Raw genomic sequence first — 11,810 nt, forward strand, 5'->3', positions numbered from 1 at the left:
TTGCGTAGAAGTGAAAAAGCCCCGATCTTTGGATCAGGGCTTTTTTGTTTGGACGGCGGATTGGATTTTTGTGCTGGGCTTGAGATCCATCCCCCTCACCCCAGCCCTCTCCCCCAAGGGGTAGAGGGGGAAAGGGAGCCGATCTTCATGGTTTTCAGAATCGGAGTTCGACCGAAGAATTTCACGTCGGCGTATCTCGAACATCCGCCTCGGTCAGTCCCCTCTCCCTCCGGGAGAGGGCTAGGGTGAGGGGCTTCTAAGGCTCAATCCCCAACTCGCGCTTCACCAGCGCCAGCAACTGCGTCGTATCAATCGGCTTGAGCAGAAAATCCACCACGCTCAAATGCATCGCCGCAATCGCGTCCTTCACATCGGCATCGCCCGAGACAATGATGATCGGCATCGCCGCCCGCACCGACTCGCGCACCTGCCGAATCAAGTCCAGCCCATCAACATTGCCCATGCGCAGATCGGTAATCACCAGGCCAATCGAAGGCTTTTCAGCGAGCATCTTCAATGCCGTCTCACCACTCGCCGCGGTCATGCAGCGAATGCCGTCCAACGCGAGAATCTCCGACAACAGCTCCCGAGCGTCTTTGTCGTCATCGACGATCAGCACACGCTGCGGCGGCAGGTCGGGTTCGAGCATCACTGCGCTGAGCGCTTCTCGCTCGGCGTCGCTCAAAATATCGTGGTCGGACATGGCGTTCTCTAAGTATTCAAATCAATCCCTTGGCAAGTGGTCAGACAGCGCTGGGCAGAGCTTCAATGTGCACTTCGTCGGATTTTTTTCCAAGGGGGTAACCGAGGGAATTTCCGACTGTTTGCGTAGGGCATCTCCGAAACTTCGCCAATGGTGGCAAAACCTAGACTTACGTCCAATGGGCACCCTGTCCGTAGGGGTCGACCATGGCCATAACGATCCGACAACAACAATTCGAAAAAGACTGCGGTAATGGTTATGAGTAAAGCGGACGCCTTCACCCAGGCAGGGAAAACCGCGGTATTGCAGAACATTCAGGGCACCCTGCAATTCCTCCAGCGCTTCCCGCCCTTCAATCAGATGGAACACGCCCACCTCGCTTATCTGGTGGAGCAATGTCAGCTGCGGTTTTACGCTCAGGGCGAGAGCATCATCAAACCCACTGACGGCCCGGTTGAACACTTCTATATCGTCAAGCAGGGCCGGGTGGTCGGCGAACGCCAGCACATCACCAAACCCGGCACCGAGACCACGTTTGAAATTACCACCGGCGAGTGTTTTCCGCTGGCTGCCCTGCTCGGCGAACGCGCGACCCGCACCGAGCATTTGGCCGGCGAAGATACCTTCTGCCTGCAACTGAACAAACTGGCGTTCATCAAACTGTTCGCCCTTTCCAACGCCTTCCGTGATTTCGCCTTGCGCGGGGTCAGCAGCCTGCTCGATCAGGTCAATCAGCAAGTGCAGCAGAAAGCCGTGGAAACCCTCGGCACGCAGTACTCGCTGAACACCCGACTGGGCGAACTGGCAATGCGTCACCCGGTGACGTGCAGCCCGGACACGCCGCTGCGCGAAGCGGTGAAGCTGATGCACGAGCAACAGGTCGGCAGCATCGTCGCCGTAGACGAAAACAAAGCACCGCTGGGGATTTTCACCCTGCGCGATTTGCGCCATGTGGTGGCCGAAGGCGTCGGTGATTTCAGCGAAGCCATCGAACGCCACATGACCCGCGCGCCCTTCTATCTTTCGCCGGATCACAGCGCGTTCGATGCGGCGATTGCCATGACCGAACGGCACATCGCCCACGTTTGTCTGGTCAAGGATCAGCGCTTGTGCGGCGTGGTTTCCGAGCGCGATCTGTTTTCTCTGCAACGGGTCGATCTGGTGCATCTGGCGCGGACGATTCGCAGCGCGCAACGGGTCGAACAACTGGTGACCCTGCGCGGCGAGATCGGCCAACTGGTCGAACGCATGCTCGCCCACGGCGCCTCGTCGACGCAGATCACCCACATCATCACCCTGCTCAACGACCACACCGTGTGCCGGGTGATCGAGCTTACCCTCGCCGAAAAAGGCGACCCCGGCGTGCCGTTCAGTTGGCTGTGTTTCGGCAGCGAAGGCCGCCGCGAGCAAACGCTGCACACCGATCAGGACAACGGCATTTTGTTCGACGCTCGCGATGCTGCGCACGCCGCAGAGATTCGCGGCAAGCTGTTGCCGATTGCCCAGCAGATCAACCAAAGCCTAGCGCAGTGCGGCTTCACCCTGTGCAAGGGCAACATCATGGCCGGCAACCCCGAGCTGTGTTTGTCGCGGGCGGAATGGGCGCGGCGCTTTGCGGCGTTTATTCGTGAGGCGACGCCGGAGAATCTGTTGGGGTCGAGCATTTATTTCGATCTGCGCGTGGTCTGGGGCGATGAACAAAGCTGCGAACAATTGCGCCGGGGCATTCTTGATCAGGTCGGCGACAACCGTTTGTTCCAGCGCATGATGGCCGAGAACGCCCTGCGCAATCGTCCGCCGGTGGGGCGTTTCCGTGAGTTCGTATTGGCGCGCAAGAACGGCGAGAAAGCCACGCTGGACTTGAAGGTTCAGGGGCTGACGCCGTTTGTGGATGGCGCGCGATTGCTGGCATTAGCCAACGGCATCGACGCCAACAACACCCTCGAGCGCTTCCGTCAGTTGGTCGATAAAGAAGTCATCGAACGGCTGGACGGCGCGGCGTATGAAGAGGCGTATCACTTCATTCAGCAAACGCGCATGCAACAGCATCAGTTGCAGACGCGCGAGAATCTGCCGTACTCCAACCGCGTCGACCCCGACAGCCTCAATCATCTCGACCGGCGCATCCTCCGCGAATCCCTGCGTCAGGCGCAGCGCCTGCAAAGCAGCCTGACGTTGCGGTATCAGCTATGAGTCTGTTTTCGTGGCTGCGCCCGGCGAGTCCGGTGGTGCCGGCGGATTTTCAGCGGCGACTGGCGAAGCTGCCGGCTATCACTGAACTGCGCGAATGCACCCTGCGCGAACAACGCTGGGTGGTGCTGGATCTGGAAACCACCGGGCTCAATCTGAACAAGGATCGCGTGTTGTCGATTGGTGCGGTGGTGATCGAGGACGGCGCGATCGACTTCAGTCAGCAGTTCGAACGCACCTTGCAGTGCCGGGAGTTGAAGCTCAGCCCCAGTGTGTTGATTCATGGGTTGGGGCCGAATGCGATTGCCGCTGGCAGCGAGCCGGCCGAGGCGTTGCTGGAATTGCTGGAGTTTATGGGCGACAGCCCGGTGCTGGCGTTTCATGCGCCGTTTGATCAGCACATGCTCGGGCGTGCGGTGAAGGAGCATCTGGGGCACAAGTTGCAGCAGGTGTTTCTGGATGTCGCCGATATTGCGCCGCTGGTGTGTCCGCAAGCGCAGATCCGCGAGGCGGGGCTGGATGAGTGGATCGAGTGGTTTCGGCTGGAGGTGTTTGAACGGCATAACGCGAGCGCCGATGCGTTGGCCACGGCGGAGTTGGCGTTGATTCTGTTTAGCCGGGCGCGGGGGCAGCAGATTCATAGTCCGTTGAATTTGCAGCAGCGGTTGAGCCAGTGGAAGCGTCGCCAGCAAGCTCCATCCTTTTAGATTCGCAGCGCCTGTTTTGGCCTCTTCGCGAGCAAGCCCGCTCCCACAGGTTCTGCGCCGAAAGACGCTCCCTGTAGGAACTGCCGAAGGCTGCGATCTTTTGACCTTGATCTTCAAAAACAAGATCAAAAGATCGCAGCCTTCGGCAGCTCCTACGGGGTTATCCAAACGTGCCATCTGACCAGTGGCCAATTGCTAACCATTCCCACCTCTGCGAGAATCGCGAACAATTCGCGTTAGTTAATATTTCCCAATCGGTGATATTCGGTGCCTGCAGCCCAAAGCCCTCACAGTGAACTCGTTGGTGCGATGTATCGCGACCATCGCGGTTGGCTATTGACGTGGCTGCGGCGCAATGTGGCCTGTCCGCAACGTGCCGAAGATCTGAGTCAGGACACCTTCGTACGCCTGCTCGGTCGTGATGAGTTGCTGACACCCCGCGAACCGCGCGCCTTTCTGGTGGCGATCGCCAAAGGGCTGCTGTTCGATTACTTCCGCCGCGCCGCGCTGGAACAGGCGTACCTCACCGAATTGATGCTGATCCCCGAAGGCGAACAACCGTCGGTGGAAGAACAGCAACTGATCCTCGAAGACCTCAAGGCCATCGACCGCTTGCTCGGCAAACTGTCGACCAAGGCTCGTGCCGCCTTCCTTTATAACCGCCTCGACGGCCTCGGCCACGCCGAGATTGCCGAGAAGCTCGGCGTTTCGGTGCCGCGTGTGCGCCAGTACCTCGCGCAAGGTATTCGTCAGTGCTACATCGCGCTATACGGTGAGCCGACGTGAGCCCGGCCAGTTCCAGACCGGTTCAGGCCCACGTGCTGGACGCGGCGATTGCCTGGCAGTTGACCCTCGACTCCAGCAGTCCGCTGGAGCGCGAAGAATTCGCCAAGTGGCACGCGGCCAATGAAGAACACGCCCGGGCCTGGCGCCAGTTGGGCATGCTTGATCAGCGTTTCAGCGTGGCCAAAGGCCCGGCCCGCAGCGCTCTGCTGCAATCCCGGGAAAGCATCCGTCGCCGCGTGCGCAAGTTGGGCAGTGGTCTGGCGAGCGTTGTGGTGGTTGTCGGCGTGGCGTTGTTTGCTGGCGAACGTTATCTGCCGCTGGATTACTGGCTCGCCGATCAGCGCACCGCCACCGGTGAACAGCGCATCGTGCGTCTGTCCGATGGCACCGTGCTCAATCTCAATACCCACAGCGCGGTTGACGTGCGATTCGATGACAAGCGCCGACTGATCGTTCTGCAGGAAGGCGAAATCCTCGTGGAAACCGGTCACGGCGATGCGCGGCCCTTCATCGTCGAAACCCGTGAAGGCAGCATGCGTGCGTTGGGCACGCGGTTTTTGGTCAAGCGAGAAGACGAAGGCACGCGTCTGAGCGTGTTGCAGTCGGCTGTCGCGGCGCACCCGCAATCGAATCCGCAAGAGCAGATCCTCCACGAAGGTCAGCAGGTGTTCATGCGCAGTGATGGGCTCGACGCAATCGTCGCCCTCAACCCCGGCGCCGATGCCTGGACGCGCGGCATGTTGGTGGTCGACAACGCACGGCTGGGCGATCTGGTGCATGAGCTTGGGCGTTATCGTCGCGGGCATCTGGGTGTGGCGCCGGAAGTGGCGGATTTGCGCATTACTGGCAGCTTTCCGCTGCATGACACCGATAAGGCCTTGAGCGCGCTGCTGCCGACGTTGCCGGTGCAGATTGAGCAGCACACGCCTTATTGGGTGACCGTCGCGAAGGCTGATACCAAGCCTGAGTGATGGGCTGTCTGAGCGGGCGCTTTCGGGAGCAAGCCCCCTCCCACATTTGCAATGCATTCCCCCTGTGGGAGCGGGCTTGCTCGCGAATGAGCCGCCAGCCATAGCCAAAAAAACAGGTCTACCTCGAATATCAGCAGCACTATTTCCCGCAAATCGAAATTATTTTCATCCAGCCCTATCACTTTTTGATTTTCATCCGGCAAGCAGGCAATTGAGAAATATTTCCATTCAGGAGCCGCCGTATGTCCCGTTCGCTAGACACCTTGTTGCGCCCCAGTCTGCTGGCCGTCGCCATTGCCCTCAGCACCCCGCTGATCAGCAGCCCGTTGCTCGCCGCTGAACAAGCGTCCAGCGTTCGCGCTTACAACCTGCCGGCGGCTCCACTGTCGACCACCCTGAACCAGATCGCCAGCCAGGGCGGCCTCGCGCTGTCGCTGAACCCGTCGCTGGCAGCGGGCAAGACTTCGGCACCGGTCAAAGGCCAGTACGACGCGGCCGGCGCGCTGCGTGCAGCCTTGAGCGGCACCGGTCTGCAACTGGAACAAAGCACTTCCGGCACCTACAGCCTGGTTGCCGTGCCTGAAGGCGTGATGGCCCTGCCGGAAACCGCGATCATCGGCGTAGAGAATCTGGAAACCGCGTGGAGCCCGGTCGAAGGCTACACCGCCACCCGCACCGCCGCCGGCACCAAGACCGACACCGCGCTGGTCGAAGCGCCGCGCTCGATCTCCGTGGCGACCCGTCAGCAAATGGACGACCGCAGCGTGCACAGCCTCGATGACGCCGTGCGCTACATGCCGGGCATCACCGCCAGCAGTTTCGGCAGTGACACCCGCGCCGACTGGTTGCGTGTACGCGGTTTTGAACCGACCCAGTTCCTCGACGGCTTGCCGCTGCCAAAAGGCGTGTACGCCAACCCGAAACAGGAAACCTGGAACCTCGACCGCCTCGCCCTGCTGCGCGGCCCGGCGTCGTCGGTTTACGGCCAGACGCCTCCGGGCGGCTTGCTGGACATGGTCAGTCGCCGTCCAAGTGCCGAAGCCAGCAGTGAAATCCAGCTGCAATACGGCAGCGACAACCATCGCCAGATCAACTTCGCCAGCACCGGCAAGATCGATGAGGCTGGTCAGTTTCTCTACAGTCTCAGCGGCGTCGTGCGCGACAGCGGCACCCAAATCGACCACGTCGACAACAAGCGTTACAACATCGCGCCGAGCGTGACCTGGAACATCGACGACGATACCAAGTTCACCCTGCTGACCCAGTTCACCCGCGACGATACCGGCATCACCAGCCAGTTCCTGCCGATTCAGGGCACCAAGATCGACATGCCGTTCGGTGACGTTTCTCACCACAAGAACCTTGGCGATCCGGATTGGGAATATTACGACCGCACCTACTACGCGCTGGGTTATGCCTTTGAACATCGTCTGAACGATGTGTGGCAGTTCAAGCAGAACTTGCGTTACACCAAGTCCGATCTGGCATTCCAGGCGCTGACTCCAGGCTCCTATCCGTTCACGATGGTGGATGATCAAGGCAACGTCGGTCGCACTTCCACGGTTGTCGATGAGGACATCAGCCAGTTCGCCGTGGACAACAATTTCCAGGCTGACTTCGCTACCGGCGATATCCGCCACACCCTGCTGCTGGGCCTGGATCACCAGCGCAGCAACACCAATTACACCTCGATTTTCGGCGATGGCTTGACCACCAACGTCGTCAATCCGATCTACGGGCAACCGATCGTACGTCCACCGCGCTCTACCGCGTTTTATGACTACGACCAGAAGACCTACCAGACCGGCCTGTACGTGCAGGATCAAATGGCTCTCGACCAGTGGCGCCTGACCCTCGGTGGCCGTGAAGACTGGGTACACACCAGCACCCAGTTCATCAACAAGGGCGATGCCACCAACACGCAGCGCGACAAAAACTTCAGCGGCAACGCGGCGATCAGCTATGTCTTCGATTCGGGCTTTGTGCCGTACCTGTCGTACGCCGAGTCCTTCCAGCCAACCGCTGGTGCCGACGCGACGTCCACCGATTCGCTCAAGCCAACCGAAGGCAAGCAGTGGGAACTGGGCATCAAGTACCAGCCACCGGGCAGCAAAACCCTGCTGACCGCTGCGGTGTATGACCTGACCCAGAAAAACGTTTCCGTAAACACCAACGTCAATGGCGTTTCGATCACCAGCCAGACCGGCGAAGTGAAAGTCAAAGGCCTGGAACTGGAAGCCGTTTCGGACGTGACCGATAACCTCAAGGTCATCGCCGCCTACACCCTGGCCAAGTCCGAAGTGCAGAAAGGCGTCGACAAGGGCAACCGTCTGCAACTGATGCCGAACCAGCAAGCCTCGCTGTGGACTGACTACACCTGGCACACCGGCGTGCTCGACGGTTTCGGCGTGGGTGCTGGCGTGCGTTACACCGGCAACACCTACGGCGACAAAGGCAACACTTGGCTGGGCAAGGCGGATGCCTATACCGTGTTCGACGCGAGCGTGCATTACGACCTCGGCCGTCTCGACAACAGCCTCAAAGGCGCGTCGCTGGCACTGAATGCGACCAACCTGTTCGACAAGGACTACATTTCCACCTGCGACGGTTTCTATTGCTACTACGGCGACCAACGCAGCGTCGTCGCCAGCGCCACTTACAAGTGGTAAGCGACTGAGCTGAAACAGGCCCTGTTACCAGGCCGTCCCTCGTGGACGGCTTTGGTGTTTTTGAAGGTCATGAAATGAAAAGTAAAACAATTCGTCGCTGGTCGTTTATCCACACCTGGACCAGCCTGATCTGCACCGTGTTTTTGCTGATGCTGGCATTGACCGGTTTGCCGTTGATTTTCAGCCATGAAATCGATCATCTGCTGGGCAATGCCCCCGAGTTGCGAGAGATGCCGGCCGACACGCCGCAACTCAACCTGCAACAACTGGTGGATGCCGCGCAGAAACATCGTCCGGGCGAGGTCATGCAGTACTTCGGTTATGACGACGAAGAGCCAAACGCTGCGTTTGCGATCATGGCGAAAACCGCCGGCACCGAACCGAACTCCTCGCACACCTTCATGCTCGACGCGCGCACCGGTGAAGCACTGGAAACCCCTTCGGCCAACGGCGGTTTGATGCTGTTTATCCTGCGCCTGCACGTCGACATGTTTGCCGGGTTGCCGGGCAAATTGCTGCTGGCGTTTATGGGTTTATTGTTTGTCGTGGCGATTGTCTCGGGGACGGTGTTGTACCTGCCGTTTATGCGCCGGCTGAAGTTCGGCACGGTGCGTCAGGACAAATCCACGCGGCTGCGCTGGCTCGACCTGCATAACCTGATTGGCGTGGTGACGCTGACCTGGGCCTTGGTCGTCGGCGTGACTGGCGTGATCAGTGCCTGCGCCGATCTGCTGATCGCCGCATGGCGCAACGAGGCCCTGACCGCGTTGATCGAACCTTACCGCGATGCGCCGCCGCTGACACAACTGGCGCCCGCCACGCGTTTGCTCGACATTGCCGGCGAAGCTGCGCCGGGCATGAAACCGGATTTCATTGCCTTCCCCGGCACGCGCTTCTCCAGCGAACACCATTACTCGGTGTTCATGAAGGGCGGCACGCACTTGACCTCGCACCTACTGACGCCAGTGCTGATCGACGCCACCACACTGAAGGTCACCGCTGTGGCGGAACGACCGTGGTACATGGACGCGATGGGCATGTCGCAACCGCTGCACTTTGGTGATTACGGCGGCATGCCGATGAAGATTCTCTGGGCCACGCTCGATGTGCTGACCATCATCGTTCTCGGCAGCGGCGTGTACCTGTGGGTGGTGCGGCGCAAGGCTGCCAAACCTGTGCTGGAAACGGCGGAGGCGACTGTATGAAGCCGCGTCAGTCGAATTTCTGGAAAGTCTTCAGCACGCCGTTGGTGATTGGTCTTCTGAGTGCGGCGGGACTGTTTGCGGCGTTGCTGGGGGACGGGATCTGGGATGCGCTGAGCTGGGTCGGGCTAGGTGTGCCGGCCTTCCTGGCCCTTAAAGGATTACTGCTGCGAAGCTGAGAAACCACTGTAGGAGTGAGCCTGCTCGCGATAGCGCAATCACATTCAACATCACCGTTGACTGAACTACCGCTATCGCGAGCAGGCTCACTCCTACATTTGCTTCAGCGCAAGGCTTGAGCTCGCATCCTGACAGGCTATGCTGCCCGTTCACCATTCTGATCGAGACCCTGCCAATGTCCGCCCCCAGCATGACCCTGTACCACAACACCCTCTCCCCGTTCGTGCGCAAAGTAATGGTCTTGCTCCACGAAACCGGTCAGCAGGATCGCGTTGCCCTGCAAGACTGCGTGCTCTCCCCGGTCAGCCCGAGCGCCGAGCTCAATGCCGACAACCCGCTAGGAAAAATCCCGGCCCTGCGCCTAGCCGACGGCACGGTCATCCATGACAGCCGCGTGATCCTCGAATACCTCGACCACCAGCACGTCGGCAACCCGTTGATCCCGCGCGAAGGCTCGGCCCGCTGGCGCCGTCTGACCCTCGCCTCGCTGGCCGACGGGATCATGGACGCCTCGGTGATGGTGCGTTACGAACAAGTCCTGCGCGCCCCGGAAAAACACTGGGATGAATGGCTCGAGGCGCAACGCGAGAAGATCCGTCGTGCGCTGAATCTGTTGGAGAACGACGCGATTGCCGAGCTGACCAGCCACTTCGATGTGGCCGCGATCAGCGTCGCCAGTGCGTTGGGTTACCTGGATCTGCGCTTCCCCGACCTGGGCTGGCGCGAGGCCAATCCGCAACTGGCTAACTGGTTTTTTGAAGTGAGTCAGCGACCGTCCATGATCGCGACGATGCCCAAGCCTTAGTTTTTGGGTGCCTGCTCCGGCCTCTTCGCGAGCAGGCTCACTCCTACAGTTGACCGCATTTCCCTGTAGGAGTGAGCCTGCTCGCGATGGCGGCAACTCGCTTCCACAGGCAAATAGCCGATAATCCGCGTCACCAACCCATCCTTCCACAGCTGATCCTCACGCAACCCCAGCGACCGGCTCATTCCACCACCCCGATATCAAACTCCAACGGCTTGGCCGGCTTCTGCCCGATCCCGTACCAATCCAGTTTGCGCGTCAGCACCATAAACACGCCGAGCAAGCCGAACAGCAGCAACGAGCCCATCAACAGCGCGTAATCCTCGGCACTCAACAGCCCATAAAGCAGCCCATACAACGCCGCCAACCCCGCCGAAAAACTCAAGCCATGGCGCACGCTGCGCAGCACGTGGCAGACGTAGAACCCGATCAGCAACACACAAGCACTGGCCGACAGCAGATACGCCAGGGCAAAACCGATGTGCTCCGACAGCGACAGCAGCAACAGATAGAAAAACGCCAACGCGACACCGACCAGCGCGTATTGCACCGGGTGCACCGCGAGACTTTTCAGTACTTCGAAGAGAAAGAAACCGGCGAACGTCAGGACGATAAACAGCAACGCATATTTGATCGCTCGGTCACTCTTCAGGTACTGATCCACCGGGTCGATAAAACTCACGCCAAAACTGCGGCTGTTGAACGCCTCGCAATCGCCCATCACACAGCGATGCATTGCTTCCTGCAGGTTGGTGGAGAAAAACGAGGTCTGCCAATCGGCCGTGAAACCCTGATCGTTGATCTCTCGTTTGGCCGGCAGGAAGTTGCCGATGAAGCTCGGATGCGGCCAATTCGCGCCGAGGCTGACACTACTGGTCTTGCCCACCGGCAGCACGCGCAACGAACCGGTGCCTTGTAGTTGCAGATCGAAGGCGAACGCCAGCTCGGTGGTTTTGCTGGTATCCAGCGTCGGCAGCGTGACCCGCACACCCTCACCGAGCCAGGCCACTTCCGTGCCCGGAACAAAGTCCAGACGCTGACCATCAAGCTCCAGTTTCAACGCGTTTTCGATGCCGCGAATGTCGCTGATGCCGACGGCGAGAAACGGCGCGTCAAACTGGTAGTCCGCGAAATCTTCCTTGATACCCAACTGCGCCGGCAGTGAGAAATGGCCATTGATACGGTTGTCGGCATGGAACAGTCGCGCCTCGTAGATCCCGCGTTTACGCAGTTCAGTTTGCACTTGGCCGTCGAGCTCAAAACGCTCGGGCAGAAAGTACAAACGCCCGCGCTCTTCGCCGATTTCCTGGTAACGCTTATTGGTTTTTTCGTTGGTTTTCCACGTGCGCACCACTTTGCGATACGGCACCACCATCACCGGGCCGCTCACCTGCTGGCTGTAACTGGAACTGCGGGCGATGTCTTCGAGCACGCCGTCGCGCAGCTGTTGGCGCTCGTCGATGACGCCATCGATCATCAACAGCGGGATCAGCAATAGCAAGATCAGCAGCGCGATGGCGCCGAGCTTGATGGTCAGATTCTTGTTCATGGGACTCTCCCTGTTTTGATGGGGGGAGTCTGGTGATGGGGTGTGGGG

Annotated in this window: 10 protein-coding genes; 8 read left to right on the forward strand and 2 right to left on the reverse strand. The window is 59.7% G+C overall.

The window, feature by feature from the left end:
- Positions 1–256 precede the first annotated feature (256 nt).
- Positions 257–703: a response regulator gene (locus GVL50_RS24930; RefSeq protein ID WP_053124502.1), complete on the reverse strand. Its 447-nt coding sequence runs from the start codon at positions 701–703 to the stop codon at positions 257–259.
- 258 nt (positions 704–961) lie between these two features.
- On the opposite strand from GVL50_RS24930, the gene GVL50_RS24935 reads away from it, so the two are divergent.
- The 8 genes from GVL50_RS24935 (at position 962) to GVL50_RS24970 (ending at position 10,213) form a co-directional block, all read left to right on the forward strand.
- Positions 962–2,896, forward strand: coding sequence for a DUF294 nucleotidyltransferase-like domain-containing protein (locus GVL50_RS24935; RefSeq protein ID WP_306109866.1), 1,935 nt, complete (start codon positions 962–964; stop codon positions 2,894–2,896).
- A complete protein-coding gene (locus GVL50_RS24940; protein ID WP_159815408.1) occupies positions 2,893–3,600 on the forward strand; it encodes a PolC-type DNA polymerase III in 708 nt (235 codons plus the stop codon). The genes GVL50_RS24935 and GVL50_RS24940 overlap by 4 nt, the downstream gene beginning before the upstream one ends.
- A 309-nt stretch (positions 3,601–3,909) precedes the next feature.
- Entirely contained in the window at positions 3,910–4,386 is a 477-nt protein-coding gene (locus tag GVL50_RS24945; protein ID WP_218959295.1) for an RNA polymerase sigma factor, read from the forward strand.
- On the forward strand, positions 4,383–5,357 hold the full coding sequence (locus GVL50_RS24950) for a FecR domain-containing protein (protein WP_053124509.1): 975 nt from the start codon (positions 4,383–4,385) through the stop codon (positions 5,355–5,357). Before GVL50_RS24945 ends, GVL50_RS24950 begins: the two co-directional genes overlap by 4 nt.
- A gap of 242 nt (positions 5,358–5,599) precedes the next feature.
- Complete coding sequence (locus tag GVL50_RS24955; protein ID WP_159815409.1) at positions 5,600–8,026, forward strand: TonB-dependent siderophore receptor; 2,427 nt, start codon at positions 5,600–5,602, stop codon at positions 8,024–8,026.
- Between the two features lie 74 nt (positions 8,027–8,100).
- Complete coding sequence (locus GVL50_RS24960) at positions 8,101–9,231, forward strand: PepSY domain-containing protein (protein ID WP_159815410.1); 1,131 nt, start codon at positions 8,101–8,103, stop codon at positions 9,229–9,231.
- Positions 9,228–9,407, forward strand: a complete 180-nt coding sequence (locus GVL50_RS24965) for a hypothetical protein (RefSeq protein WP_159815411.1) — start codon at positions 9,228–9,230, stop codon at positions 9,405–9,407. Before GVL50_RS24960 ends, GVL50_RS24965 begins: the two co-directional genes overlap by 4 nt.
- Positions 9,408–9,583: 176 nt before the next feature.
- Complete coding sequence (locus tag GVL50_RS24970) at positions 9,584–10,213, forward strand: glutathione S-transferase (RefSeq protein ID WP_159815412.1); 630 nt, start codon at positions 9,584–9,586, stop codon at positions 10,211–10,213.
- A 181-nt stretch (positions 10,214–10,394) separates the two neighbouring features.
- Here the strand turns inward: GVL50_RS24970 and creD are convergent, their stop codons facing one another.
- Positions 10,395–11,762, reverse strand: coding sequence for a cell envelope integrity protein CreD (gene creD / locus GVL50_RS24975; RefSeq protein WP_159815413.1), 1,368 nt, complete (start codon positions 11,760–11,762; stop codon positions 10,395–10,397).
- Between the last annotated feature and the right edge of the window lie 48 nt (positions 11,763–11,810).

It is taken from the genome of Pseudomonas sp. 18058 (assembly GCF_902706155.1).
Classification (GTDB): domain Bacteria; phylum Pseudomonadota; class Gammaproteobacteria; order Pseudomonadales; family Pseudomonadaceae; genus Aquipseudomonas; species Aquipseudomonas rustica.

What these genes read in the sequence shown, in the direction of transcription:
- GVL50_RS24930 (WP_053124502.1), bottom strand. Translation starts at nt 703, where the DNA reads ATGTCCGACCACGATATTTTGAGCGACGCCGAGCGAGAAGCGCTCAGC.
- GVL50_RS24935 (WP_306109866.1), top strand. Translation starts at nt 962, where the DNA reads ATGAGTAAAGCGGACGCCTTCACCCAGGCAGGGAAAACCGCGGTATTG.
- GVL50_RS24940 (WP_159815408.1), top strand. Translation starts at nt 2,893, where the DNA reads ATGAGTCTGTTTTCGTGGCTGCGCCCGGCGAGTCCGGTGGTGCCGGCG.
- GVL50_RS24945 (WP_218959295.1), top strand. Translation starts at nt 3,910, where the DNA reads ATGTATCGCGACCATCGCGGTTGGCTATTGACGTGGCTGCGGCGCAAT.
- GVL50_RS24955 (WP_159815409.1), top strand. Translation starts at nt 5,600, where the DNA reads ATGTCCCGTTCGCTAGACACCTTGTTGCGCCCCAGTCTGCTGGCCGTC.
- GVL50_RS24960 (WP_159815410.1), top strand. Translation starts at nt 8,101, where the DNA reads ATGAAAAGTAAAACAATTCGTCGCTGGTCGTTTATCCACACCTGGACC.
- GVL50_RS24965 (WP_159815411.1), top strand. Translation starts at nt 9,228, where the DNA reads ATGAAGCCGCGTCAGTCGAATTTCTGGAAAGTCTTCAGCACGCCGTTG.
- GVL50_RS24970 (WP_159815412.1), top strand. Translation starts at nt 9,584, where the DNA reads ATGTCCGCCCCCAGCATGACCCTGTACCACAACACCCTCTCCCCGTTC.
- creD (WP_159815413.1), bottom strand. Translation starts at nt 11,762, where the DNA reads ATGAACAAGAATCTGACCATCAAGCTCGGCGCCATCGCGCTGCTGATC.